This window comes from Mesorhizobium sp. B1-1-6 (assembly GCF_006443035.1).
Lineage (GTDB): Bacteria > Pseudomonadota > Alphaproteobacteria > Rhizobiales > Rhizobiaceae > Mesorhizobium.
In genome coordinates this window covers 123001-149870 of the sequence record NZ_VFWR01000011.1, presented here as the reverse complement: position 1 = coordinate 149870, position 26870 = coordinate 123001, and the positions used below count along the sequence as shown (strand labels likewise).

Here is a 26870-nt window from a genome sequence, read left to right as displayed (position 1 = left end):
GCACTCATCTGAAAGGGAAGTGACGACATGACCGATCCTCGCCACAACATCCGCGAAGTGCGCAGCCCCCGCGGCGACAAGCTCAATGCCAGGTATTGGACGACCGAAGCGCCGCTGCGCATGCTGATGAACAATCTCGATCCCGATGTCGCCGAAAATCCCAACGAACTGGTCGTCTATGGCGGCATCGGCCGGGCCGCGCGCACCTGGAACGATTTCGACCGCATCGCCGCTTCGCTGAAGACGCTTGGCGAGGACGAGACGCTGCTGGTGCAGTCCGGCAAGCCGGTCGGCGTCTTCCGCACCCATCCGGACGCGCCGCGCGTTTTGATCGCCAACTCCAATCTGGTGCCGCATTGGGCGACCTGGGAGAAATTCAACGAGCTCGATAGGAAAGGCCTGATGATGTACGGCCAGATGACGGCCGGCTCGTGGATCTATATCGGCACGCAAGGCATCGTGCAGGGCACCTACGAGACCTTCGTCGAAGCCGGACGCCAGCACTATGGCGGCGATCTCAGGGGCAAATGGATCCTGACTGGCGGCCTCGGCGGCATGGGCGGCGCGCAGCCTCTCGCCGCCGTCATGGCCGGCGCCTGCTGCCTGGCCGCCGAATGCGATCCCGACCGCATCGATTTCCGGCTGCGCACCCGCTATGTCGACGAGCGGGCGGACACGCTTGACGAGGCGCTGGAGAAGATCGAGCGCTGGACCAGGGCGGGCGAGGCGAAATCGGTCGGCCTGGTCGGCAACACCGCCGATATCGTGCCGGAACTGGTGCGGCGCGGCGTGCGCCCCGACATGGTCACCGACCAGACTTCGGCGCACGATCCGTTGAACGGCTATCTGCCCAAGGGCTGGACGCTCACCGAGTGGCGCGAGAAGCGCACGTCCGACCCGAAAGCAGTCGAGAAAGCCGCCCGCGCCTCGATGCGCGAGCATGTCGAGGCGATGGTGGCCTTCTGGAACGCCGGCGTGCCGACGCTCGACTACGGCAACAACATCCGCCAGGTCGCCAAGGAAGAAGGCTTCGAGAACGCCTTTGCCTTTCCCGGTTTCGTGCCGGCCTATATCCGCCCGCTGTTCTGCCGCGGCATCGGCCCGTTCCGCTGGGCGGCCCTTTCCGGCGACCCGCAGGACATCTACAAGACCGACGCCAAGGTGCGCGAACTGACGCCCGGCAACACCCATTTGCACAACTGGCTGGACATGGCGCGCGAGCGCATCGCCTTCCAGGGCTTGCCGGCGCGCATCTGCTGGGTCGGCCTCGGCGACCGCCACCGGCTGGGCCTCGCCTTCAACGAGATGGTCGCCAAAGGCGAACTCAAGGCGCCTGTCGTCATCGGCCGCGACCATCTCGATTCCGGCTCGGTCGCCTCGCCGAACCGCGAGACAGAGGCGATGAAGGACGGCTCGGATGCTGTTTCCGACTGGCCGCTGCTCAACGCTCTGCTCAACACGGCATCGGGCGCTACCTGGGTGTCGCTGCACCATGGCGGCGGTGTCGGCATGGGCTTTTCCCAGCATGCAGGCATGGTCATCGTCGCGGACGGCACGCCTGAGGCAGCCAGGCGCCTGGAGCGGGTGCTGTGGAATGATCCGGCGACCGGCGTCATGAGGCACGCCGACGCCGGCTACGACATCGCCATCGACTGCGCCAGGGAACATCAGCTCAATTTGCCCGGCATTCTGGGATAACAGGCCGACCGATGCGCGTCCTGCGGGCAGCCGAATACAAATCGATGCCATGGAAGAACGGCGGCGGCGTGACGACGGAAATCGCCGTCTCGCCGGCCGATGCCGGGCTCGACGCCTTCGACTGGCGTGTCTCGATGGCGCGCGTCGAGAGCGGAGGGCCGTTCTCCAGCTTTGCCGGCATCGACCGCACGCTGTCGGTGCTGGAGGGCGAGGGGATCGTTCTTGATGTCGCCGGCCAGCCGCCGGCGCGCCTGACCGCCGCTTCAGCCCCGCTTTCCTTTCCGGCCGACCGGCCGACCGGTGCCGAACTGATCGCCGGCCCGATCACCGATCTCAACGTAATGACCCGTCGCGGCCGCATGAGGCATTCCGTCGAACGCCTCGTAATCTCGAACCCTTTGGAAATCGGAACTGAAAGCCGGGCGACCCTCGTCCTGTGTCTGGGTGGGGAAGTCGTGGTTGCCGCCGCTGAGCCTGTTCGCCTTGGCCACCTCGACGCGCTCCTGACTGCCTCAGCCACAACTGGCCTGCGCATCCAGCCGATCGACGACACGACAGTATTCGTGGTCCGGATCGATGGCATTCGAGCCAACGATTAACGCTTGTTTCCAAACATGATCGCGATGCCGGCGAAATATAGGGTAAGCTCCAGCCGGGATCACGAAAAAGCCTGAATCCTTTCCGTCGATCGGTCTCGGCGGGAGTGAGAGGCGTTTGTCTTTGAAACGGTCGAAAAGACGATGCCTTGTCGTGGTGCGGAAACAATTTTCGGCAAAAGCTGGGCATGCAACCAATTGCATTTGAATCGGTTTTAGGGCCATTGCCGTGGCGGTGACGCCGCTGAGTGCCCGCTTACGGAATTTTCAATGAATATTCAGACGAATCCAGCACAAATCGAAAAGACGAGCGCGAGCTTCCCGCCCATCACGGAAGAACCGATAAGATCCATTTTCCTGCCGGAGGAACGCCTTCGGCTGCTCGGTGAAAGCCTGGCCAAGGGCGATCTCGCGGATCTGTTCGGCCTGACGCCATTCGATTTCCAGGCCCGCATCCGCGACAGCGCCAAGAAGATCCTCGAAGTCTACCGTTCGACCAACGCCGCGCAGGCGAGGGGCGAGACCATCACGCCCGCGGCGCAATGGCTGCTCGACAACAACTATCTGGTCGAGGAAACCATTTTCCAGGTCAAGCGCGACCTGCCGCGCCGCTTCTATCGTCAACTGCCGACGCTGAAGTTGCCCGACGGCGGCGGCGTGCCGCGCGCGCTGGCGCTGGCCTGGACTTATGTGGCGCATTCCGACAGTTCCGTCTCCGCGACCATGTTCAAGGCCATCGTCCAGGGCTTCCAGTCGGTCGAGCCGCTGAAGATCGGCGAACTCTGGGCGCTGCCGTCGCTGTTGCGCTTCGTTCTGATCGAAAATCTTCGCCGCCTTGCGGTCAGGGTCAACCGCACCCGGCAGATGCGCCAGATCGCCAATGATGTCGCCGACAAGGTGCTGGCGACCGACGATACCCGCGACCGGCAAGCGATCCTGGCCAATTTCAGCGCGCACGCCCAGGACACCACCTTTGCCACGCAACTGCTCTACCGCTTGCGCGACGGCTCGCAGAATGCAGGCAAGGCGCTGGAGTGGCTGGAAGGCGAACTCGAGAAGACCGGCTCGGACGCCGAGGAAATCATCATTTCCGAGCATCATACGCTGTCCAGCGGCAATGTGACGACCGGCAACATCATACGCGGCCTGCGGCTCATCAACGATATCGACTGGACGGTGTGGTTCGAGGGCGTCAGCCGTATCGACACGGTGCTGCGCGAGCGCACCGACTTCGCCGCGCTCGATTTCTTCTCGCGTGACCAGTACCGGACCGCGATCGAAGAGCTGGCCCGCCGCTCGAATCTGTCGGAATATCGCGTCGCCGAAAAGGCGATCGAACTGGCCGGCCAGATCACCAACGAAATTGCATCCGCCGCCGACGGCGCAGATGGCCTTGCGGCTCCTTTAGCGCACACGGATGTCGGTTTTTTCCTTGTCGGGCCACGCCGGCTGGAGCTGGAAAAGGCGATCGGCTACCGACCGACCGTCAGTCAGACCGTCAAGCGCACCTTTGCCAAGACCGGATGGCTGGGCATCGTCCTGCCGGTCTTTGCGCTGACCGTGCTGCTGCTGGTGGTTTCCGGCAATGCCCTTGCCAATCTCGGCCTGTCTGTGCCTTCGATCGTCTTGATGCTGGCGCTGTTTGCCGTGCCGGCCAGCGAAGGCGCGCTCGCTTTCTTCAATACCGTTGTCTCGCTGTTCCTCAAGCCGACGCGCCTTATCGGCTATGACTACAGGCACGGCGTGCCGTCCGAGGCACGCACGCTGGTGGTGGTGCCGTCGCTGATCGGCTCGCGCGACGATGTCGAGGAAAACATCCGCAACATCGAGGTGCATTACCTCGCCAATCTGGCGGACGAGATCCACTTCGCCCTGCTGTCGGACTGGCCCGACAGCAAGACCGAGATCGACGCGGCCGACACCGAGATTCTCGAATTCGCCCGTGACGAGATCGCCCGCCTCAACGCCCGCTATCCCGCCGAAGGCGCGCCGCGCTTCTATCTCCTGCACCGGCGCCGGCTCTATAATGCCGCGCAGGGATGCTGGATGGGCTGGGAGCGCAAGCGCGGCAAGCTGCACGAGCTTGACCTGCTGCTGCGCGGCGACAGCGACACCACCTTCCTGCCGCTCGATGTGCCGCTGCCGGAAAAAGTCGTTCACGTAATGACGCTCGACGCCGACACGCGCACCACCCGCGATGCGGTCGCTACGCTTGTCGGCAAGCTTTGCCACCCGCTCAACCGACCGCATTTCGATGCCACCAGGCGCGTCGTCACCTCGGGCTACACGATCCTGCAGCCACGTATCACCGCTTCGCTGACCAGCGGCGACGAGGCGTCGTTCTTCCAACGGGTCTTCTCGGCCACTCGCGGCCTCGATCCTTATGTCTTTGCGGTGTCCGACCTGTACCAGGACGTCTTCGGCGACGGCTCCTTCACCGGCAAGGGCCTCTACCACGTCGATGCCTTCGAGGCCGCGTTACAGGGCCGCATCGAGGAAAACACCATCCTCAGCCACGATCTGCTCGAAGGCGCGCTGGCGCGTTCGGCGCTCGTCACCGACGTCGAACTGGTCGAGGATTACCCGACCCGCTACTCGGTCGATGCCTCGCGCCACCACCGCTGGGCACGCGGCGACTGGCAGCTCCTGGGCTTCATCCTCGATCCGCGCTCCGGCGTGCCGGCGCTGTCGCGTTGGAAGATGGTCGACAATCTGCGCCGCTCGCTGACGCCGATCTTCTGGGTGATGGCGGCGATCGCCGGCTGGACGCTGCTGCCCTTCACGCAGGCAGCACAATGGCAGGCATTGCTGATCCTCAGCCTGTTCATGGCGCCCACTTTCGACGTCGTCAACGCCATACTGCCCAAGAGCGGTGACCAGACGCCGCGCGGCCATTTCTCCGCGCTGGCGCGCGACGTGGCCTTCGGCACCGCCATGGTGGCATTGAAGATCGTGCTGATGGCGCATAACGCCTGGATGATGGGCGACGCCATCGTGCGCACGCTCTACCGGCTGTTCGTCTCCCGGCAGAACCTGCTGGAATGGCGCACCGCCTCGCAGGCGCACAAGGCCGGCGACAACGATGTCGGCTCCTACTACGGCATGATGTACGGCGCCGTGATCGTCGGCTTCGTCGGCCTCGCCATTCCGGTGCTGGCCGATTCCACCGGCGCCTTCGTCGCCTTTTTCTTCGCTCTGTTCTGGATCGGCTCCCCGGCGATCGCAAGCTGGATCAGCCGCTCGGCCGAGACCGAGGACCGGCTGCGCATCTCGCAGGCCGACATCCATGCGCTGCGCACCGTGGCGCGCCGCACCTGGCACTATTTCGAAACCTTCGTCACGGCGGAGCATCATCACCTGCCGCCGGACAATTTCCAGGAGAGCCCGGCGCCGGTGGTCGCGCCGCGCACCTCCCCGACCAATATCGGCGTCTATCTCCTGTCGGTCGTCTCGGCCCGCGATTTCGGCTGGATCAGCCTGTCCGACGCCATCACCCGCATCGATGCCACCATGACGACCATCGAGAGCATGCCGCGCAACCGCGGCCATCTCTTCAACTGGTACGACACCACCACACTGAAGCCGCTCTATCCGCTCTACATCTCGGCTGTCGACAGCGGCAATCTCGCCGGCCATCTGGTGGCGGTGGCGGCGGCCTGCGCCGAATGGGCCGAGGCGCCGTCCGTTCATCTCCAGGGCGATTTCGAGGGCATCCTCGACACAGTGACCATCCTCGGCGAGAGCCTGGATGAGCTGCCCGACGACCGCCGTCAGCTGCGGCCGCTGCGCCAGCGCCTTGCCGACCGCCTCGACGGCATGCGGCGCGCCGTCGACACCATCAAGGCGCAGCCGGAAATGGCCTCGATCCGCACCATCAATTTGGCTGTGCTGGCCGGCGAGATCCGCAAGCTCGCCACCGCCATCCACACCGAGGCGGCATCGCCACAGAGCGATGTCATCGTCGACTGGGCGGCCAGGCTCGAAGCCACCTGCGAGGCGCATGTCCACGACGCCCACAGCGACGACAACGCCGTAGAGGCGCTGCGTGCCAAGCTGCTCACCCTGCGCGAGCGCACGCGCCGCTTCGCCTTCGAGATGGAGTTCTCGTTCCTGATGCGGCCGGAGCGCAAGCTGCTGTCGATCGGCTACCGGGTCGAGGAGCACCAGCTCGACGAGAGCTGCTACGATCTTCTGGCCTCCGAGGCGCGGCTGACCAGCCTGTTCGCCATCGCAAAGGGCGACCTGCCGACTGAGCACTGGTTCCGGCTTGGCCGGCCGATCGTCGAGATAGGCTTCCAGGGCGCGCTGATGTCCTGGTCCGGCTCGATGTTCGAGTATCTGATGCCGCCGCTGGTGATGAAGGAACCGCAAGGTTCGATTCTCAACCAGACCAGCAAGCTGATCATCAAACGTCAGATCCAGTATGGCCGCCAGAAGAACGTGCCCTGGGGCATCTCGGAAGCGGCCTACAACGCCCGCGACCGCGAGCTGACCTACCAGTACACCAATTTCGGCGTGCCTGGTCTCGGGTTGAAGCGCGGCCTTGGCCAGAACACGGTGATCGCGCCTTACGCCACCGTGCTGGCCGCGCAGTTCAACCCGCGCGAAGCGGTGCAGAACCTAGCGCGACTGCGGGAGCTCGGCGCGCTTGGCCGCCATGGTTACTACGACGCGGTCGATTTCACGCCGCAGCGCGTGCCGGAAGGCACCGATCACGTCGTCGTGCAGAACTACATGGCCCACCATTCCGGTATGTCGATCGCGGCGGTCGCCGATGCCATTTTCGAGGGTCGCCTGCGCGACCGTTTTCACAGCGATCCGGTCATCGAGTCGGCCGAACTTCTGCTCCAGGAGAGGGCGCCGCGCGACATCCCGACTGCGACCGTCAGAACCGAGGCGGACGAACGGGCGAAGGACGAGACCGAAACCGAGAGTCCCGACACCCGCATCGTGCTCGATCCTGTGCGGGCACTGCGTTCGACCAATGTGATGTCGAACGGCCGCTATTCGGTGATGGTCACCGCGACAGGCTCCGGCTACAGCCGGTGGGGCGATCTGTCCGTCACGCGCTGGCAACCGGATCCGACCGAGGACCGGCTCGGCTCCTACATTTTCCTGCGCGACGCCGGCACTGGTGATTGGTGGTCGGCGACGGCGGAGCCCAAGCGCGCGGCCGAGGAGCGCACCCAGACGCTGTTCTCCGACGACAAGGCGAGCTTCGTCAAACTGGTCGGCACGCTGCGCTCCGAAGTCGAATGCATCGTCATCTCGGAAGGCAACGGCGAAGGCCGGCGCGTGACGTTGTTCAACGAGGGACCGACCGACCGCCACATCGAAGTGACCTCCTTCGCCGAGCTGGTGCTGGGCCTGGAGGTATCCGACAACGCCCATCCCGCCTTCTCGAAAATGTTCGTGGAGACCGAAATTGCCCCCAACAATGGGGCGATCTTCGCCACGCGGCGCAAGCGCGAGACCAGCGAGCCAGACGTGACGATGGTGCATTTCGTCACCGACCCGTCCGGTCCGGCGCGCGACGCCGAAGCCGAGACCGACAGGCGCGCCTTCATCGGCCGTGGCCGCACCATCGTCGACGCTGCCGCTTTCGATCCGGGCGCCCGGCTTGGCGGCCATTCCGGCTTTACCCTCGATCCGGTCGCTTCGCTGCGCCGCCAGGTGCGCGTGCCCGCCAACAAGAAGATATCGCTGACCTTCTGGACCGTCGTCGGTTCCAACCGCGCGGAGCTGGAGGAGGCCATTGCCCGGCTCGACCACCCGGAGAGCTTTGCCCGCCAGGCCATGCTCGCCTGGACGCGCAGCCAGGTGCAGACCCGGCATCTCGGCCTCAGCCTGGCCGACGCCGCCAACGTACAGAAGCTGGCGCGCTACCTGATCTATCCGGATCCATTCCTGCGCCTGCCGGCAGAATCCATCGCTTCGGGACTGGGCAAGCAGTCGAGCCTGTGGCCGACCAGCATCTCGGGCGATTTCCCGATCTTCCTGGTCAGGATCGGCGACGTCGCCGATCTCGAAATCGTCGCGCAGGCGCTGCGTTTCCAGGAGTACATGCGCACCCGTGGCATGATGATCGATTTCGTCGTCGTCAACGAGCAGGCCTCGTCCTATGTGCAGGACCTGCAGCGGGCGGTCGAATCCCTGTGCGAGAACAGCCGTTTGCGCGGCAAGGAACTCGGACCGCGCCAGCACATATTCGCCGTGCGTCGCGACCTGATGGACGAGACCACCTACAAGACGCTGCTTGCGGTTGCGCGCGTGGTTCTGCACACGCGCAACGGCACCATCTTCGATCAGATCGAGCGGGCCGAGGTGGCGGCCTTGCAGGCGCGCGATGCCCAGCAGCCGGCGGCATTGCCCGAATTGGCGTCTATGACGCATTCCTTTGGCTCGCAGGCCTTGGCGGCGGACGGGCACGGGCTCAGCCAATGGAACGGGTTCGGTGGTTTCGAGGGCGACGGGCGGCACTATGTCGTGCGCCTGGCCGGTCGCAGCACCACGCCCCAACCCTGGATCAATGTTATTTCCAACGCCTCGTTCGGCTTCCACGTCTCCGCCGAAGGCGCTGCCTTCACCTGGAGCCGCAACAGCCGCGACTACCAGCTGACGCCGTGGTCGAACGATCCGGTTTCGAACCGGCCCGGTGAGGGCATCTATATCTATGATCACGCCAGTGGCCGGGCATTCTCGCCGCTCGCCGCCATGGTGCGCGATCCGTCGATGACTTACGAGACGTGGCACGGCCAAGGGTTCTCCACCTTCCGGTCGAAGCGCGGCTCATTGTCGATGGACCTCACCCATGTCGTCGACCCGGTCGACCCGGTGAAGATTTCCCGCCTGCGCATCCAGAATGCCGGCCCGGCGCCGGCCAGGCTGCGCGTCTATGCCTATGCCGAATGGGTGCTGGGCGGACATCGCTCGCGCACGGCGGCGACCATCGTTCCGTCGCGCGATGCCGCCACCGGCGCCTTGCTGGCACAGAACCCCTACGGGCTCGATTTCGGGGAGCGCGTCGCCTTCCTCGCCGCCGATGACGGCGTGCATTCGGTGACAGCAGACCGGACTGAATTCCTGGGCCGGCACGGCACCAGCGAGTTTCCGCAGGCGGTGCTGAGCGGCGCGGGACTGTCAGGCCGCGTGGAGGCCGGCGACGATCCCTGCGCTGCAATCGCCCGCGACATCGATGTTCCGGCCGGCGGCGACGTCACGCTGTTCTGGCTGCTCGGGGACGCCGGCTCGGCCGCGGAAGCGAGCGCCCTGGTGCGCAAGCATCGGGGCAGGGATTTCGACCAGCGTCTGGCCGACAACGAGCGCGAGTGGCGCGGCTTCCTCGACACCATTCAGGTCGAAACGCCGGACAAGGCGCTCGACGCCATGGTCAACCACTGGCTGCCCTACCAGAGCCTCGCCTGCCGCGTCCGCGCCCGCTCTGCCTTCTATCAGGCCAGCGGCGCCTTCGGCTTCCGCGACCAGTTGCAGGACACGCTGGCTCTGCTGGCGCACGATCCCAAACTGGCGCGAGACCAGATCCTCAACGCGGCGCGTCGGCAGTTCCCTGAAGGCGACGTGCAGCATTGGTGGCTGCCGCGCACCGGGGCGGGTGTGCGTACGCTGATCTCCGACGACGTGGTCTGGCTGGCCCATGCCACCGCGCGCTACCTGCTGGTGACGGGTGACGCCACCATCCTGAAGGAGCAGCTGCCCTTCATCGATGGACAGCCGCTGGGCGAGGGCGAGCACGATGCTTTCTTCACGCCCGAAATTTCGAAAAAGACGGCGTCCCTTTACGAGCATTGCGCGCGTGCGCTCGATCTTGCCATTGCGCGCAGCAGTCCCGCCGGGCTGCCGCTGATCCTCGGCGGCGACTGGAATGACGGCATGAACCGCGTCGGCGAGCAAGGCAAGGGCGAGAGCGTCTGGCTCGGATGGTTCCTGCTGCGGACGCTGGGCGACTTCGCCGCCGTGGCCAAGACGGAGGGTGATGCCAAGCACGCGCAGGCCTGGGCAAAGCATGCCGACGCGCTGAAACGCGCGCTGGAGAGCACGGCGTGGGACGGCGAATGGTATCGGCGCGGGAGTTTTGACGATGGCACGCCGCTCGGTTCGCGCTCATCCCAGGAGTGCAGGATCGACTCCATCGCCCAGTCCTGGAGCGTGCTCTCGGGCGAGGGCGATCCGGCGCGTTCGACGACGGCGATGCAGCAGGCGACCAAGCTGCTCGTCGACGACGAACTCAAGATCCTCAAGCTGTTCACGCCGCCCTTTTCGAAGACGAAGAAGGACCCGGGCTACATCAAGAGCTACCCGCCGGGCGTTCGCGAGAATGGCGGCCAGTATACTCATGCCGCCACCTGGTTCGTCATCGCGCTGGCCGAAATGGGGCTGAACGACGAAGCCTATCGCTGCTTCTCGATGCTGAACCCGGTCAACCACGCATTGGACGAGGCCTCGGCAGAGCGCTACCGCGTCGAGCCCTACGTGGTTGCGGCCGATATCTACGCCGGCGACGGCAATGCCAGCGACAACAAGGGCGGCCGCGGTGGCTGGACGTGGTACACGGGCTCGGCGGGCTGGCTGTACCGGGCGGCGGTCGAAGGCATTCTCGGCATCGAGCGGCGTGGAAAGCAGATCACGTTTAGGCCGAAACTGCCCAGCCATTGGGATGGCTACGCCGCCACGCTCAAAATGCTGGGGGCCGAAGTCACGGTGCGTGTCGTCCGCGACAAAAAGACCAAGTCGATCTCGCTTGAAGTTGATGGTTCGAAGACGAAATCCGCGTCTTTCCAACCGAAGGCTGGTAGCAAGGTCGAAGTTGTCGTGAAGATACCTTCGTAAAATCAACAGCTTCAACCCTGTCCCGCGCATCCTCCGGAATGCGCGGGATAGTCTTTTGTCTATTTGCAGATATCCGCTTGGGCAGCCGGCGGATCCGGTCGGGCCATGCCGGGCAAGTTCCCCGTGATTAAAAATGTGGCAGCGCTCAGCGGCTGCCATGATTTTGCCGCAAGGCTGACATTTCACCTTTTATCTCAACCCGTTAGGTGATCACGTGAGATTTCGCATCGTCGTCATCTTTTGTTCGCTAAACGGGAACGGAAGGGATAGACGGGCATTGTTTTGCGACGCGTTAACCGATACGTGTCAAGAAATGGTGCGGTGCACAATAAATGTTTTGGCGGAGTAGCTGAAGTGTCCCTTCTGCAAATCTACTGGCGAGCGCTCGGTTATTTGGCAGCTGACAGGAAACGCGTAGCGCTGATCTGCTCAGCCAATGTCGCGCTGGCCATCATCGCCATCCTGGAGCCGATCATGTTCGGTCGCGTGATCGACGCGATTTCCGCACACGGCTCCGTCTTTTCGACCCTCGCCCTCTGGGCCGGCCTGGGCGCCTTTAACATCATCGCGTTCGTTCTTGTGGCGCGCGGCGCCGACCGCTTCGCCCACGCCCGGCGCAGCGAAGTGCTCTGCGACTCCTTCGAGCGCGTCATCACCATGCCGCTCGCCTGGCATCATCAGCGCGGCACGTCCAATTCCCTGCACACGCTGCTGCGTGCCGTGGAGACCTTGTTTAGTCTCTGGCTCGAATTCATGCGCCAGCATCTGTCCACGGCCGTCGCGTTGTTCCTGCTGATCCCGACCGCGCTCAGCATGGACGTGCGCATGTCGATGGTGCTGCTGGCTCTCGGCGTGCTCTATGTCGGCATCGGCCGGCTGGTGATGAAGCGGACCAAGGCAGGCCAGGCCGCCGTGGAGCGCCACTATCATACCGTATTCGCCCATGTGACGGACTCGGTCAGCAACGTCGCCGTTTTGCAGAGCTACAACCGCCTCGGCCATGAGGCCGATACGCTGCGCCGCTACGTCAAGAACCTGCTCGATGCGCAGAACCCTGTGCTCGACTGGTGGGCCATGGCCAATGCGCTGCATCGCCTGTCGTCGACGATTTCGATGATGGTGGTGCTTTTGATCGGCGCCTATCTGGTCACCCACGGCCAGCTGCGCATCGGCGACGTCATCGCCTTCACCGGTTTTGCAACGCTGCTGATCGCCCGTCTCGACCAGATGTCGGCATTCGCCAACCAGATTTCGGAGGCCCGCGCCAAGCTCGAGGATTTCTACCATCTCGAGGACTCGGCGGCCGACGCCGCCGAACCGGACGGGCTGCGCGATCTCACTAACGTCACCGGCCATGTCCGTTTCGAGAATGTCGGCTTCGAATTCGCCAATTCGGGGCAGGGCATCCACGACGTCTCCTTCGAGGTCCAGGCGGGCCAGACCGTAGCCATCGTTGGGCCGACCGGCGCCGGCAAGACCACGCTCATCAATCTGTTGCAGCGCGTCTTCTCGCCGTCCACCGGCCGTATCCTGATCGACGGCATCGACACCCGCACCGTGACCCGCAAGTCGCTGCGCCATTCGATCGCCACCGTGTTCCAGGATGCGGGCCTGCTCAACCGCTCGATCGAGGACAACATCCGCGTCGGCCGCTCCGATGCGACCAACGACGAGATCCATGCCGCCGCCGACGCGGCTGCCGCACAGGACTTCATCCTGGCCAAGAGCAATGGCTACGACACGGTGGTCGGCGAACGCGGCGGCCAGTTGTCCGGCGGCGAGCGCCAGCGCATCGCCATTGCCCGCGCCGTGTTGAAGGATGCTCCGATCCTGGTGCTGGATGAGGCGACCAGCGCGCTCGACGTCGAGACAGAAGACCGCGTCAAGGAAGCGATCGACGAATTGCGCCGCGACCGCACCACCTTCATCATCGCCCACCGCCTGACCACCGTCCGCGACGCCGATCTGGTCGTGTTCATGGACAAGGGCAGGGTGGTCGAAATGGGCGGCTTCGCCGAGCTGTCGCTGCGCAACGGCCGTTTCGCCAGCCTGCTGCGCGCCGGCGGCCTGCTCAACGACGAAGAGGTCCGCCGCCTCAGCCGCTCGATACAGGGCGAGGCCGCCTGAGCGGGTTCTTTTACCTCCCCCCGTGGGAGGTCGGACCGAAGGTCCGGTCGGGGAGCGCCGCCGTCCTCACCCCGCTGCTTCGCAGCAACCCCCCAAGGGGAGGTGACAAGGCCTGCGACACTCCCTCGATTGCCCCAGACGCATAGCCGGGCTATTTAAAGCGGCATGAGCGACAGCACTTCACGCCTGAGCGGCTGGACCGATCTTGCCAACCCGACACGGTTCGTGGCGCTTGCCGACCGGGTGGTGCCGTGGCTGGCGACGATTGCGGCGCTGACCCTTGCCGCCGGCCTCTATATGAGCTTCACCGCGCCCGAGGACTTCCAGCAAGGCATCACCGTCCGCATCATGTACATCCATGTGCCTTTCGCCTGGTTGGCCATGATGTGCTACACGCTGATGGCGCTCTCGGCGCTCGGCACATTGGTCTGGCGCCACCCGCTGGCCGATGTCGCACTGAAATCGGCGGCCCCCATAGGTGCCGTCTTCACCGCCCTGGCGCTGATCACCGGTTCGATCTGGGGCAAGCCGATGTGGGGCACCTGGTGGGTATGGGACGCGCGGCTGACTTCGGTTTTCGTGCTGTTCCTGATGTATCTCGGCATCATCGCGCTGACCCGCGCGCTCGATGATGCCGGCCGCGCCGCCTGGGCCGCCGCCATCATCACGCTGGTCGGCTTCATCAACATCCCGATCATAAAATTCTCGGTCGATTGGTGGAACACGCTGCATCAGCCGGCCTCGGTGTTCCGCATGGGCGGATCGACCATCGACCCCTCGATGCTCTGGCCGCTGCTGGTGATGGCCATCGGCTTCACGGTGCTGTTCTTCGCGCTGCACCTGATGGCGATGCGTACCGAAATCCACCGGCGGCGGGTGATTGCGATGCGCAGGGTCGCGGCCCGGCAGGCTGAGCGTCAGCCGGCTTGAATCACCCGCGCCTGGCCAAAGAAGTCATCCCATCCGCCCACGTGCGGCCACCGGCAGGGTTTCCAGCACCGTCTCGCCGTCGATCAAATTGACCTCATTGAACAGGTTGGTGACGACGCAGCAATGGTCGGGCACCACGCGCACGCGCTCGCCGATGCGAAGCTTGCCATCGCCTGAGAGCGTGACCGTGCCGTGTTCCTCGCTCAGGCCCGTCACCCGCGCTCCCGCAACGCCGAGCAGCTCGCCGAAATCGGCGAGCCCCAGCGTATCGCTCGACAGCGCCTTGCTGCCGGCGTCGAGGATGGCACGCGTCCGCGTCGGATGGCTGACCACGGTCGACAGCACGCTCAGCGCGCAATCGTCTAGGCTGCCGACGCCCTTGGCGACCTGGTAGCGGTCGAGATAGATGTAGGTGCCGGGGCGGTATTCCGTGACGACGCTGTCTTCGCCCGAGCGCCACATGTCGGGCGTGCCGCCGCTGGAGATGCGCGCGCAGGCGAGACCGCAGGCGGCCAGCGCCTGCCTGGCGCCGGCGAGCCAGGCCTCGGCCTCCCCCGCACGGCCCGCGGCCGGATAGGTCATCAGCCCGCCGAAGGCGAGGCCCTTTGCCGTCTCGATCTGTCTTGCCAGGCCAACCGCTTCACCGGCCGTCTGCACGCCGCAGCGCCCCATGCCAGTGTCGCATTCGACCAGCACCGGCAGGGGATGGCCGGCATCGGTGAAGGTGGCGGCCAAGCCTTCGATCGTCTCCACGCTGTCCGCCGTCACCGATAGGGTAACGCGCCCATGCAGCGCCTTCAGCCGCTCCAGCTTGGCCCGGCCAAGGATGTTGTAGGGGAGAAAAATGTCGGTCAGCCCGGCATCGGCCATCACCTCGGCCTCGCCGATCTTCTGGCAGGTGATGCCGACCGCGCCCGCCGCCACCTGCTTCTTCGCCCAATAGGGCAGCTTATGCGTCTTGATGTGGGGCCTGAGCTTCAACCCGTGACGGTCGGCATGCGCCTGCGCGCGGGCAATATTGGCTTCGGCGCGCGCGGCGTCGATCAGGATCGATGGCGTATCGAGGTCGTGAATGGTCGGCATCATCTGTCACCCTGTGGAATCCGCAGGGGTTATGGCCCTGAAAGTGCCTTGTGTCACCCGGCCAGCCGAGCGGATCCGTGATTCCATGCGGCCACGCCGCAAGCCGGGATCGGGCAATACGGATCGACACCGCATCGGCGTTCGGCTATGCGATTTGTCGGAGAAGTCGACACGAGGACCACGATCATGAAACGCTCCGCCATCAACGACATCATCCGCGAAGCCGACGCTTTCATCCGCTCGTTCGGTTACATCATGCCGCCCTTCGCCTATTGGTCGCCGGAAGAGATGAAGGCGCGCCAGGTCGATTCCTCTGCGATCTTCACCTCACGGCTCGGCTGGGACATCACCGACTACGGCCAGGAAAAGTTCAAGGAGCTCGGCCTGTTCCTGTTCACCGTGCGCAACGGCCGCTACGAGGACATGAAGAAGGGCATGGGCATGCTCTATGCCGAGAAGATCATGATCTCGCGCAAGGACCAGTTGTCGCCGATGCACCGCCACAACATCAAGGCCGAGGACATCATCAACCGTGGCGGCGGCAAGCTGGTGCTGGAACTGTTCATGCACGATCGCGACGGCGGCATCGATCCCAAGGCCGAGGTGTCGGTGCCTGTCGACGGCACCATCCACCGGTTGCCGGCGGGCGGGCTGCTGAAGCTCGATCCGGGCCAGAGCGTCACGCTGCTGCCCGGCGTCTGGCATGCCTTCTGGGCCGAAGGCAAGGACGTACTGATCGGCGAGGTGTCGACCGTCAATGACGATCTCACCGACAATGTGTTTCGCGAGCCGATCGGTCGCTTCTCCAACATCGACGAGGACGTCGCCCCGCTGCACCTGCTGGTGTCCGACTATGAGAAGTGGCTGGGGTAACTTCGCAGTAAACTGAGGCGCCGGCCGGCTAACGGCCAAGGCCGGCAGCGCCTCAATGGCAGCAGCCAAGTGAAAGTGAGTCCCCCGGTTGCCTCTACGGCGATCCCTGGTCGATTGATCCCACCGCTTCGCCGGTGAAGATGACCTTCGTGCCCTCGTGCACTTCGGAGGCGAGATCTTCGGCGTCCCAATTGGTCAGCCTGATGCAGCCATGCGAGAAGGTTTTCCCGATCTTGCTCGGGTCCGGAGTCCCGTGAATGCCGTAACTTTCGATGGACAAATCAATCCACACCGATCCCACCGGATTGTTTGGCCCGGCGGCGATCGTGAAGGGGCGCTTGGTCCTGACCCCCTTGAAGGCGAAGTCGGGATCGTAGTGATAGGTCGGGTTGTGCACCACGCGTTTGACCTCTGCCTGGCCGCTCGGCGCCGGCTTCTCCTGGCTGCCGATCGAGGCGGGGTACACCGCAAGCACTTTGCCGGACGGGTCGAGCACGCGAAGCTGGCGCGCGCCCTTGTCGACCTCGACCTCAGCAACACCCGCGGGCGGATCGCCTCGGGTGACGGCAGGCACCAGCACCTTTTGCCCGGCCTTCCTGAAGCCGACGCCAGGGTTGAGCCGTTGAAGCAACTGTTGGCTGACGTGGAAGCGCTCCGCTATTTTTTCCGCCGCGTTGTGGTAGCCGAGCCTGCGCAGGCGGGCCATTTTCTCCATGCGCGCCGGAATTCGCCTGGTAAACGGTCCGCGCACATCCTTGCGCGTCAGCTCGTACGTCTCGAGCGCCGGGCTCGGGGAGGTCGCGACCAGCTTGTCCCAGGTCTGGCGGGTGAGCTTACCATCGGCGGGCAGCCCGTTGGCCGCCTGAAACGCCCGGACCGCCTTGGCGAAGTTCTCTGCTGCGCGGCCGTCGATCAGGGCCGGCGAGAAGCGCGCGCGATCCAGAAGGATCTGTGCCTTCAGCACGGTCGCACTGACGCCTTTTGCTTCGCTGTCGTCGAATTGCGCGTTGTTGACGGCTGCGACGTCCAGCTTTGCCGCCGCCGATACGTCACATGCCATGGCGAGCACGACAGCCGCGACGAGAAGGAGCCTGGTCATCGACGTCACACTCCTGCATGAGCACCTGCTTCTATGACGTTGCAGGGCCGATCTGGTTCCATTCCCCCCTGCATTTGAGCCGCGATCACCGACCGCCAGTATGAGGAATACGGATCGGGACGTCCGGCGGTCGCGCGGATGCATGTGATGATAGACTTAACGGCAAGAACTCGGCGCCGGCTGCACGCTCGTCCTGCACAGGCATGACGAGCTGATTGGTACATCCGTCTTGGCCAACCTTGCTTGCAGCGCCGGCAACGCCTCGCTTCGCCGCGCCGTGTCAGGCATTCCACCAGCCCGTGCAGCGCCTATGGCAACGCCGGGCTCACCCGCACCGGTGTCGAACGCCATTAACTGCCAGACCTGCCCTTGTTTTGTTTGCGGGCATAGACGACGCATGCGTCGACGGCGCTGACACACAGCCCATCGCGGCGGTTTGGAAGGTTGTTGTCGCCCGCATAGGCGACCTCAGCCACACGGCCATCGACGATGCGAACCTGTGTGTTGCAATAACCTCCCGGAGCGACATTCAACGACCCGCCGACGGAAGGGATGGGGCCTACCGCGAAGGTAGGAAGCACGACATTGACATTGCCCCGCTGCACCGCACGCTCGTAGCTCCAGATTTGCCCCGATGCTCCTTCGTCGGCGGTGGCGGTGGGGAATCCCGCACACATTCGCAGATCCGCTTCGCTGAGGCCGACCATTTCCTTTTGGGCGGCAGCCGTTGTGGGATCCTCTTTCGCAAGCTTGGACGTATCGTCGGGAACGACGCAGGACCAGAGCGCGCCCGTGCCGGTGAGAAGAAACAGGATAGCCGGTAGTCGAATCCCGCGAGACGCCAAAACCGCTCTCCGATCTGCTGGATTGTTCGCCCGCCCTTTACCGAGGTAAGAGGCCGTCCCGATATTTCAACCCGCGATCGGGCTGCCTGTTCGATCGCGAGACGGCGGATCAGGCTGGTTGGTCTGGTGCGGACGATGGGAGTGAAGCTGGCTGGGGAACCTGGATTCGAACCAGGACTAACGGAGTCAGAGTCCGTGGGTCTACCGTTAACCTATTCCCCAGCAGGCGTGACTATCACGACAAACGTGAAAACCGCGCGGGCCGAGCGGCTGAGCCGCTTGAGCGCTGCCTTGTAGCCGCCAGCAGAAAATAGTCAAGCCTGCCGGTGTTTCAATTGTGATGTTTCGGCGCGGCGCCTCAGCTCCCTGTCCGCCCGAACTGCGAGCGCTCGAAGTAGAGCACGATGCCCAGGCCCAGAAACAGCGGGACGATGAGATAAAACAGCCGGAATACCAGCAGGGCCGCTAGCACGCCCACGGGGTCCATGTCGGAGAGCCCGGCCAGGAACACCACCTCGAACACGCCCAGCCCACCCGGCGCGTGCGAGATCTGCGCGATCGAGAAGGAGACGAGGAACACGCCGAGCACCACGAAATAGCCGGGGTTATGGGGCCCGGGTAGGGCAAAGAAGATGATCGCGGCCGCCGCCAGGAGTTCGATCGGGCCGATCAGCAATTGCCGCGCCACGATCGGCAGGGCCGGATAGTGAATCTGAAAGCTGCCGATCTTCAGCGGCCGCAGATGCAGCCAGCTGCCGAAGATGTAGGCGGCGACGACGGCAAGCATGACGATGCCCGCAGCCCGCGACAGGCCGTGATGGGCAATGCCGGAGAAGCGGTCGATGATCTGCGGTTCGAGCACCAGAACGAGGCCGGAGGCAAGTACCGTCGACAGCACGAAGGTAATCCAGCAGATCGCCACCAGCACGCCGACGTCCTGTCCGCTCAATCCCCTCGTGCCATAGGCGCGATAACGGATGACGGCGCCCGAAAACACCGAGCCGCCGATATTGTGCGACAGCGCGTAGGTGGTGAAGGAGCACAGCGTGACGAACAGCCACGACACGCGTTTGCCGATATGCAGGAGCGCGATGTGGTCGTAGCCGGCGAGCGAGGCATAGGCGACAACCGAGCTCAGCCCCGCGAGGATCCAGCCGCGCGCCGGGATCGCCGCAATGCCGTCCCAGACATCATCCAGCGAAATGCCGCGCAATTCGTGCCAGAGCAGCAGGAGCGAGAAAATCACCGCCCCGATGCCGACGACCGGCCAGAAATAGCGTCTCCAGTTCATTGCCTGACTGCCATGCGTTGCGGGCCCGTTGTCTTCGCTGTCATTGCGGGAAAGCGGTCGGCGATTCCGATCGCTTTGCCCCCTCTATTTCAGAGATGCCTCATCGAAGCCGGCTATTCAACCGCCGGCCCTTGCCGCCATGGCAAGCCGCAATCGTTATCGTCGTCGAGAGGCGGAAAATCGACAGCCGAGCGGGAATATCGGCCCGGCCATGCGACCGTCCCCACACGCATTTGTGCTGAAAGTCGCTGTTTACCCCCACTTTGCGTAAGACGCGGCAGCGGGCGGTTTGCGGACAGCCCGGCAAAATTCGTGCCACGCGGCACTTGGTGATCCGGGCCGGCGCTGTTAGTCTGGCGGCAACTTGAAACAAAGAAGCGCCTGCTGCGTCCGTTCGCCGGTTCGCGCGGCGCCGGAAGGAACGACAGTGGAAGACCGCGACACCGGCGCCGGCGCGCCGGAGGTGGGCGCGTCCAGCGCTTCCCCGGGGCCGGCAGGCCCGGGGACCGCCAAATGGCAGCAACGCCGCCCGACGGAGCCACGCTCCGCCGACGGGCAGGCGAGCGACGCGAACCACCATCAAAAGGGCAAGGCCAAGAAAAGGCGCAAACGCCGGCGCGGGCGCAAGGTTTTTGCGCGCGACGATATCCGTCCCGCGGCGAACGGGGCGCCGACGGCACGCGCCGCCGCGGCTGGCGCGGCGCTTGCAGGCATAGCCACACCGCCCATCGCGGTGGCTCGGCCCGAATCGGGGGCTCATCGGCCGCCGATGCCAGAATTGCCGGTCTTCGCCGCGCTCGATCTCGGCACCAACAATTGCCGGCTGCTGGTCGCCGTGCCGGCGCGTCATGGCCAGTTTCGTGTCATCGACGCCTTTTCGCGCATCGTGCGACTGGGCGAGGGGCTCACGGCCAGCGGCCGCCTCGGCCAACCGGCGATGGACCGCGCGGTCGAGGCCCTGAAGGTCTGCGGCGAGAAACTGCGCAACCGCAAGATCAGGAAGGCGCGGCTGATCGCCACCGAGGCCTGCCGCTCGGCGGCGAACGGCGTCGAGTTCCTGGAGCGCGTCGAGCGCGAGGCTGGCCTCAAGCTCGAAATCATCGACCGACAGACCGAAGCGCGGCTGGCGGTGTCCGGCTGCGGTTCGCTGGTCGAGCGCGACACGCAGGGCGTCGTGCTGTTCGACATCGGCGGCGGCTCCTCCGAAATCGCGCTGATCGATCTCACCGGCCGCCGCTCGCCGCGACTCGCCAACCATATCGTGTCGTGGACGTCGCTGCCGGTCGGCGTCGTCTCGCTGGCCGAGCGTTTCGGCGGCCGCACGGTGACGCGCGAGATTTTTGGCGCCATGGTCGACGACGTCGCCGCCCGGCTCGCCGCCTTCGATGGCCGCGATCGGCTTAGCCACCTCAAGGCCAGCCCGAAATTTCATCTGCTGGGCACTTCCGGAACGGTGACGACGCTGGCTGGCGTCCATCTCGATCTCGAGCGCTACGACCGCCGCCGCGTCGACGGCCTGTGGATGGACAGGGACAGCGTCGACCGCATGGTCGAAAAGCTGGTCGGCTGGGATTTCCAGCAGCGTGTCGCCAATCCCTGCATCGGCGCGGACCGCGCCGACCTGGTGCTGGCCGGCTGCGCCATTCTGGAAGCGATCCGCGCCGTGTGGCCGTCGGAGCGGCTGCGCGTTGCCGACCGTGGCTTGCGCGAGGGCATATTGAGCGAGCTGATGGCCGATGACGGCGTCTGGCGCAACGATGGGCGCGGCAGAACATGATCCCGAACCGCAGGACCGCGTCAGCGAAAAGTGGCGACCGGTTTTCGCGGACAAACGGTTCCGTTTGTCCGGAAGTCACGCTCGGGCAAGCTGGCGCAAGCGTTGCTCCGGTGAGCAGTCGACCCCCACTCCGTCGAGCTTCGCTCGACACCTCTCCCCCGATCGACGGGGGAGAGGATTGGCGCGAGCTAGCCAATCTTGGCGCCCTTCCTCTCCCTCCGGAGGGGGGAGAGGTGGCGCTGCGAAGCAGCGACGGAGTGGGGGAAGCCGTTTGCCAAACGCGCTGCCGCCGAAAAACGGCCACAACCCGGCAAGCGAGAAAACTTGGACAAGAAGTCAACCAATGACCAAGAAACCGGAAAAGCCGGGCTCGGCCGGCATTCGCGTGCTGAAGACGCGGATCAAGAAGAAAAGCGGGCTGAAGGAATCGTCGCGCCGCTGGCTGCAGCGTCACATCAACGATCCCTACGTCCAGCGCTCCAAGGCTGACGGCTACCGCTCGCGCGCGGCCTACAAGCTGATCGAGATCGACGACAAGCACCATCTGCTGAAACCCGGCATGAAGGTGATCGACCTTGGTGCGGCCCCCGGCGGCTGGTGCCAGGTCGCGGCCGCGCGGACCAAATCGACCGCGGAAAATCCGCATGTCGTAGGCATCGACTATCTCGAGATGGACGCGGTGCCCGGCGCGCCGGTGCTGTTGATGGATTTCCTCGATCCCGAGGCGCCGCGGAAGCTGGCCGAGGCGCTTGGCGGCGATCCCGATGTCGTGCTGTCCGACATGGCGGCGCCCACCACCGGCCACAAGCGGACCGACCACATCCGCACCATGCATCTGTGCGAGGTGGCCGCCGATTTCGCGCTGTCGGTGCTGAGGCCGGGCGGCCACTTCCTGGCCAAGACGTTCCAGGGCGGCGCCGAAAACGAGCTGCTCTCGATGCTGAAGAAGAATTTCCGGTCCGTCCACCACGTCAAGCCGCCTGCGTCGCGCGATGAGTCGGTGGAGCTGTATCTACTGGCGAAGGATTTCAAAGGGCGAGAATCCGGTCCGCCATCAGGCGGATCGGAACGTCCAGTGGATGTCTCGAAGAACTTGAGCGCACGGAGCCATGGCGAAGGGCCGGCGGACGGCGACGGCTGAACCGTCTCACTCCCCCGGCGACCTCACCGGTTCCAGCGGCTTGGGCATGGTCAGGCGGCCGTGGCCCGATACGGCGTTGCCGGCATCGGGCGCCAGCCGCATGAACGACAGCGATGCGGCGGCGGAAATTGCCGCGACGATGAAGAAGGCGGTATGGAAGTCCGGCAATGTCAACGGGCCGCCGTGGATACCCGTCGATACTTCCAGGATGCCGCCGGCAACCGCCACGCCCAGCGCGATCGACAGTTGCTGGAACACGGCGGCGATCGGTGTTGCCTTGCTCGTGTCCTCGGCTGAAACCTCGGCGTAGGCGAGGGCGTTGATGCCGGTAAAGAACATCGAGCGGATGAAGCCGCCCACCAGCAGCATGGCCAGCATCAAGAGATAGGGCGTATCGGGCGTGAACAGGCCGTTGACGGCGATCGACGCGGCGGCCACCAGCGAGCCGACGATCAGCACGCGACGAAAGCCGACGACGCGGAAGATCAGCGCTGTGACGAATTTCATGCCGATGGCGCCGATCGCGGAGACGAAGGTAATCATGCCGGACTGGAACGGCGTCAGCCCGAAACCGATCTGGAACATCAGCGGCAGCAGGAACGGCACGGCGCCGATGCCGATGCGGAAAAGTCCGCCGCCAAGCACGGAGGAGCGGAATACCTGGTTGCGGAACAAGTCGAGCGCCAGCAGGGGGTTCCTGGCACGGCGCGCATGCATGAGGTAGAGAGCGCCCGACACCAGCCCGACGCCCACGGTGATGAAGCCGGTCGCCGGCGGCAGATAGGGCAAGCTGATCACTGACAGGCCGAACACGACGCCGGACGCCGCCAGCCCGCTCAGCACGAAGCCGACGAAATCGAGCGGCGGCGTCTCCATCGATTCGGTTTCCGGCAGGAAGCGGGTGGCCAGCCAGATGCCGATCAGGCCGATCGGCACATTGATCAGGAAGATCCAGTGCCAGGTGAAGTAGGTGGTGATGAAGCCGCCGATCGGCGGTCCGACCAGCGGGCCCACCAATGCCGGCACGGTCAGCCAGGACATCGCCGCGACAAGTTCGCTCTTGGGCGTGGCGCGCACCAGCACCAGGCGCCCGACCGGCGTCATCATGGCGCCGCCTATGCCTTGCAGGAAGCGCGACACCACGAAGGCCGGCAGCGAGCCCGAAACGGCGCAGGCGACCGAACCGACGATGAACACCGCGATCGCGGCGCGGAAAACGTTCTTGGCGCCGAAGCGATCCGCCATCCAGCCGCTGATGGGAATGAAGATCGCCAGCGACACAAGATAGGAGGTCAACGCCAGCTTGAGCGCGATCGGGCTGGTGTGGATGTCGAGGGCGATCGCCGGCAGCGATGTGGCGATGACGGTCGAATCCATGTTTTCCATGAAAAGAGCGACCGCCAATATGAGCGGAATGGTTCGGTTCAAAGGAACGCGTCCGGGCTTGATTCCAGATGTTGCCGACCGGGAGTTTGCCGGCAGGCAGGGCGGTTATCACGGCTGGACACCAATGTCGTGTTAAATTGCTGTCACTTTTATGCGACCGCAACCTCCGATGGCGGCTGCGATACACGATTGCTTGCAAAAAGCGGACACTATCCCTATTGTAGTGAAAATAACTACAGGACGTTATGATCATGGAAGAGGCCGTTTCGGCAGCCGATGCCAATCGCAGATTTTCTCGCATCCTGCGTGAGGTACGCGAGGGCCAGAGCTACGTCGTGACAAGCCATGGTCGGCCGGTGGCACGGATCGTGCCTGCGGAGAGGCACGAGGGTGTGGCCTCCCGCTCGCGCGCGGCATTGCTGTCGCGACTCGAACGGCAGCCGGTTGCCGATGCAGGACGCTGGACCCGCGATGAGCTCTACGAGGATGACCTGTGAGGGTCGCGCTCGACACCAACATTCTTGCCTACGCAGAGGGCGTTAACAACGTAGACAAACGCGACCACGTTCTCGAACTGCTGCGCAAGGTTCCACAAGACGCTGCCATTGTTCCGGTTCAGGTGCTGGGTGAACTGTTCAATGTCCTCGTCCGCAAAGCCGGAAGGTCGCGCCAGGAGGCTCGGGATGCGCTGCTTAGCTGGCGCGACGCGTTCCCGGTTGCTGGGACGACGCCGGAGGTGATGACGATGGCTGTCGATCTTGCGGCGGACCATCGCTTCGGCATCTGGGATGCCGTCATTCTTTCGGCTGCATCCCAAACGGGTTGCCGGCTGCTTCTGTCGGAAGACCTGCAGGACGGCTTCACCTGGGGCGGTGTAACCGTCGTCAACCCCTTTGCATCGCCGCGTCACGCTTTGCTGGATGCTTTCCTTGGTTCGCAATAGAAGCTGAAGCGTCCGCAACGATCGGCTTTTCTTCCGTGCCGGGACGTGGTACCAGCCACCGCCAATCCTGAAAGGGAAGAAGAGAGTCGCGCTGTCCATCCCGGTCCAGCGCTTTTCCCGCATTCAAAGGGCTGGCCATGGCAAAAATCATCGAAACGTCCACCGGCGCGCTGGCGCTGACCTTTGACGACGTGCTTTTGCAGCCCGGCCATTCCGAAGTCATGCCCGGCCAGACCGACATCCGCACCCGGATTGCCGGCGACATCGACCTCAACGTGCCGATCCTGTCGGCGGCCATGGATACCGTCACGGAGGCAAGGCTTGCCATCGCCATGGCGCAGGCCGGCGGCATCGGCGTCATCCACCGCAATTTCTCGCCGGCCGAGCAGGCCGAGCAGGTGCGGCAGGTGAAGAAATTCGAATCCGGCATGGTGGTCAACCCGGTCACCATCGGTCCCGACGCGACGCTGGCCGACGCGTTGTCGCTGATGCGCACCTACTCGATCTCGGGTATTCCGGTGGTCGAGAATGGCGGCTCCGGCGGCCACAAGAGCGGCCGGCTGGTCGGCATCCTGACCAATCGCGACGTGCGCTTCGCCTCCGATCCGGCGCAGAAGGTCTACGAATTGATGACCCGTGAGAACCTGATCACCGTCAAGGAGAATGTCGACCAGGACGAGGCCAAGCGGCTTCTGCATCAGCACCGCATCGAAAAGCTCGTCGTCGTCGACAAGCAGGGCAATTGCGTGGGGCTGATCACCGTCAAGGACATCGAGAAATCGCAGCTCAACCCGCACGCCACCAAGGACGCGCAGGGGCGTCTGCGCGCCGCGGCCGCCACCAGCGTCGGCGACGACGGTTTCGAGCGCGCTGAGCGGCTGATCGAGGCAGGCGTCGACCTTCTGGTCATCGACACCGCGCATGGCCATTCGCAGCGCGTTCTTGATGCCGTCACGCGGGCGAAAAAACTGTCCAACTCGGTGCGCATCCTGGCCGGCAACGTCGCCACCGCCGAGGGCACCCAGGCGCTGATCGATGCCGGCGCCGATGCCGTCAAGGTCGGCATCGGCCCCGGCTCCATCTGCACCACCCGCATCGTCGCCGGCGTCGGCGTGCCGCAGCTGTCGGCCATCATGTCGGCGGTGGAAACTGCGCACAAATCGGGCGCCTCGGTGATCGCCGATGGCGGCATCAAATATTCCGGCGATCTGGCCAAGGCGCTTGCCGCCGGCGCCAGTGCCGCCATGATCGGCTCGCTGCTTGCCGGCACCGACGAAAGCCCGGGCGAGGTCTATCTGCACCAGGGCCGCTCGTTCAAGGCCTATCGCGGCATGGGTTCGGTCGGCGCCATGGCGCGCGGCTCGGCCGACCGATACTTCCAGGCGGAGGTTCGCGACACGCTGAAACTGGTGCCGGAAGGCATCGAGGGGCAGGTTCCCTACAAAGGACCTGTGTCTGGCGTGCTGCACCAGCTTGCAGGCGGCCTGAAAGCCGCTATGGGTTATGTTGGTGGCCGCGACCTTGCCGATTTCCGCGAACGCGCCACCTTTGTGCGCATATCCAACGCCGGACTTCGTGAAAGCCACGCCCATGACGTCACGATCACCCGCGAAAGCCCCAACTATCCCGGCGGAGCCTGATCGGCCCGACCAGTACACGTTCTGGCGCAATTTGGCCGCGACCATCTTGCGGCTATCGCGCCACGCTGCCGCCCTTTGCACCGCATCGGTGGCGGTTTTCATCGCCATGACGCTCATGGAGTTCTTCTATTTCCGCCAGTTGAGCGGCGGTTTGCCGTCGCTCGACATGCGCGTTTTTGGCTTCACGCCGGACGAAGGCATGGCCTGGCTGACGGCGCTCGGCCGGCGCGGCGGCGAGATCATCCTGGTCTGGCACTATCTGACCTTCGATCTCCTGTTCCCCGCGCTGTTGTCGGTGACGCTGGTCAGCCTGATCCTGGCAACGGGAAGGCGGTTGAGGAATTTCCGCGTGCTCCCGGGCCAGATGCAATCGATCTTCGCACTGATCCTGGTGCTGCCCTACACGATCGCCAACTACGCCCAGAACATCGCCGTGGCCCGCCTTCTGTCGGATTTCCTGTCGGCCAATCCCGATTCCCTGGGTCTCGCCTCGGCGCTGATCGTCACCAAATTCGCGCTGCTCGCAATTCCGGTGATCGTCATCGCCGTCTTCTGGCTGGCGGGTCAGAAACAGAATTGATCTGACCCGGCACC

17 protein-coding genes and 1 tRNA gene are annotated in these 26870 nt (G+C 64.5%); 12 read left to right on the top strand and 6 right to left on the bottom strand.

The genetic code is table 11. The features are described from left to right. Positions 1 to 27 precede the first annotated feature (27 nt). The 5 genes from hutU (at position 28) to FJ979_RS22210 (ending at position 14198) form a co-directional block, all read left to right on the top strand. Complete coding sequence (gene hutU, locus FJ979_RS22230; protein WP_140583762.1) at positions 28 to 1698, top strand: urocanate hydratase; 1671 nt, start codon at positions 28 to 30, stop codon at positions 1696 to 1698. A gap of 11 nt (positions 1699 to 1709) precedes the next feature. After that, positions 1710 to 2297, top strand: coding sequence for a HutD family protein (locus FJ979_RS22225; RefSeq protein WP_140583760.1), 588 nt, complete (start codon positions 1710 to 1712; stop codon positions 2295 to 2297). Positions 2298 to 2564: 267 nt separating this feature from the next. Then, positions 2565 to 11141 carry a glucoamylase family protein gene (locus tag FJ979_RS22220; protein WP_140583758.1) on the top strand — a complete coding sequence of 2859 codons (8577 nt, stop codon included), beginning with the start codon at positions 2565 to 2567 and terminating at the stop codon, positions 11139 to 11141. Positions 11142 to 11495: 354 nt separating this feature from the next. Beyond that, positions 11496 to 13268, top strand: coding sequence for a glucan ABC transporter ATP-binding protein/ permease (locus FJ979_RS22215; RefSeq protein ID WP_140521731.1), 1773 nt, complete (start codon positions 11496 to 11498; stop codon positions 13266 to 13268). 165 nt (positions 13269 to 13433) lie between these two features. Next, positions 13434 to 14198, top strand: a complete 765-nt coding sequence (locus FJ979_RS22210; RefSeq protein ID WP_140557043.1) for a heme ABC transporter permease — start codon at positions 13434 to 13436, stop codon at positions 14196 to 14198. Positions 14199 to 14222: 24 nt separating this feature from the next. Here FJ979_RS22210 and FJ979_RS22205 read toward each other — a convergent pair whose 3' ends face one another. Beyond that, positions 14223 to 15281 carry a D-TA family PLP-dependent enzyme gene (locus tag FJ979_RS22205; protein WP_181168505.1) on the bottom strand — a complete coding sequence of 353 codons (1059 nt, stop codon included), beginning with the start codon at positions 15279 to 15281 and terminating at the stop codon, positions 14223 to 14225. A 186-nt stretch (positions 15282 to 15467) separates the two neighbouring features. On the opposite strand from FJ979_RS22205, the gene FJ979_RS22200 reads away from it, so the two are divergent. Next, complete coding sequence (locus FJ979_RS22200) at positions 15468 to 16154, top strand: D-lyxose/D-mannose family sugar isomerase (protein ID WP_140560557.1); 687 nt, start codon at positions 15468 to 15470, stop codon at positions 16152 to 16154. 94 nt (positions 16155 to 16248) lie between these two features. On the opposite strand, the gene FJ979_RS22195 is transcribed toward FJ979_RS22200, so the two are convergent. The 4 genes from FJ979_RS22195 to FJ979_RS22180 form a co-directional block, all read right to left on the bottom strand. After that, positions 16249 to 17253 carry a L,D-transpeptidase gene (locus FJ979_RS22195; RefSeq protein WP_140583756.1) on the bottom strand — a complete coding sequence of 335 codons (1005 nt, stop codon included), beginning with the start codon at positions 17251 to 17253 and terminating at the stop codon, positions 16249 to 16251. 350 nt (positions 17254 to 17603) lie between these two features. Next, positions 17604 to 18098 (bottom strand): hypothetical protein, encoded by a 495-nt coding sequence (locus tag FJ979_RS22190; RefSeq protein WP_246679365.1) that lies wholly within the window; start codon positions 18096 to 18098, stop codon positions 17604 to 17606. A gap of 148 nt (positions 18099 to 18246) precedes the next feature. Beyond that, a tRNA-Gln gene (locus tag FJ979_RS22185) sits at positions 18247 to 18320 on the bottom strand. Between the two features lie 136 nt (positions 18321 to 18456). Next, on the bottom strand, positions 18457 to 19389 hold the full coding sequence (locus FJ979_RS22180; RefSeq protein WP_140583754.1) for a lysylphosphatidylglycerol synthase domain-containing protein: 933 nt from the start codon (positions 19387 to 19389) through the stop codon (positions 18457 to 18459). 427 nt (positions 19390 to 19816) lie between these two features. On the opposite strand from FJ979_RS22180, the gene FJ979_RS22175 reads away from it, so the two are divergent. Both FJ979_RS22175 and FJ979_RS22165 read left to right on the top strand, forming a co-directional pair. Then, positions 19817 to 21166, top strand: coding sequence for a Ppx/GppA phosphatase family protein (locus FJ979_RS22175; protein ID WP_140494124.1), 1350 nt, complete (start codon positions 19817 to 19819; stop codon positions 21164 to 21166). Positions 21167 to 21509: 343 nt separating this feature from the next. Beyond that, positions 21510 to 22307, top strand: coding sequence for an RlmE family RNA methyltransferase (locus tag FJ979_RS22165; RefSeq protein ID WP_140583752.1), 798 nt, complete (start codon positions 21510 to 21512; stop codon positions 22305 to 22307). A 6-nt stretch (positions 22308 to 22313) separates the two neighbouring features. Here the strand turns inward: FJ979_RS22165 and FJ979_RS22160 are convergent, their stop codons facing one another. Then, positions 22314 to 23735, bottom strand: coding sequence for an MFS transporter (locus FJ979_RS22160; protein ID WP_140494120.1), 1422 nt, complete (start codon positions 23733 to 23735; stop codon positions 22314 to 22316). A gap of 209 nt (positions 23736 to 23944) precedes the next feature. On the opposite strand from FJ979_RS22160, the gene FJ979_RS22155 reads away from it, so the two are divergent. The 4 genes from FJ979_RS22155 to FJ979_RS22140 all read left to right on the top strand — a co-directional run bounded on the left by FJ979_RS22155 (position 23945) and on the right by FJ979_RS22140 (position 26856). Then, positions 23945 to 24190: a type II toxin-antitoxin system prevent-host-death family antitoxin gene (locus FJ979_RS22155; protein ID WP_140521745.1), complete on the top strand. Its 246-nt coding sequence runs from the start codon at positions 23945 to 23947 to the stop codon at positions 24188 to 24190. Beyond that, positions 24187 to 24636 carry a PIN domain-containing protein gene (locus FJ979_RS22150; RefSeq protein WP_140515645.1) on the top strand — a complete coding sequence of 150 codons (450 nt, stop codon included), beginning with the start codon at positions 24187 to 24189 and terminating at the stop codon, positions 24634 to 24636. Before FJ979_RS22155 ends, FJ979_RS22150 begins: the two co-directional genes overlap by 4 nt. A gap of 137 nt (positions 24637 to 24773) precedes the next feature. Further along, positions 24774 to 26276, top strand: coding sequence for an IMP dehydrogenase (guaB, locus tag FJ979_RS22145; RefSeq protein ID WP_140494114.1), 1503 nt, complete (start codon positions 24774 to 24776; stop codon positions 26274 to 26276). Next, a complete protein-coding gene (locus FJ979_RS22140) occupies positions 26227 to 26856 on the top strand; it encodes a hypothetical protein (protein WP_140494112.1) in 630 nt (209 codons plus the stop codon). The genes guaB and FJ979_RS22140 overlap by 50 nt, the downstream gene beginning before the upstream one ends. Positions 26857 to 26870 lie beyond the last annotated feature (14 nt).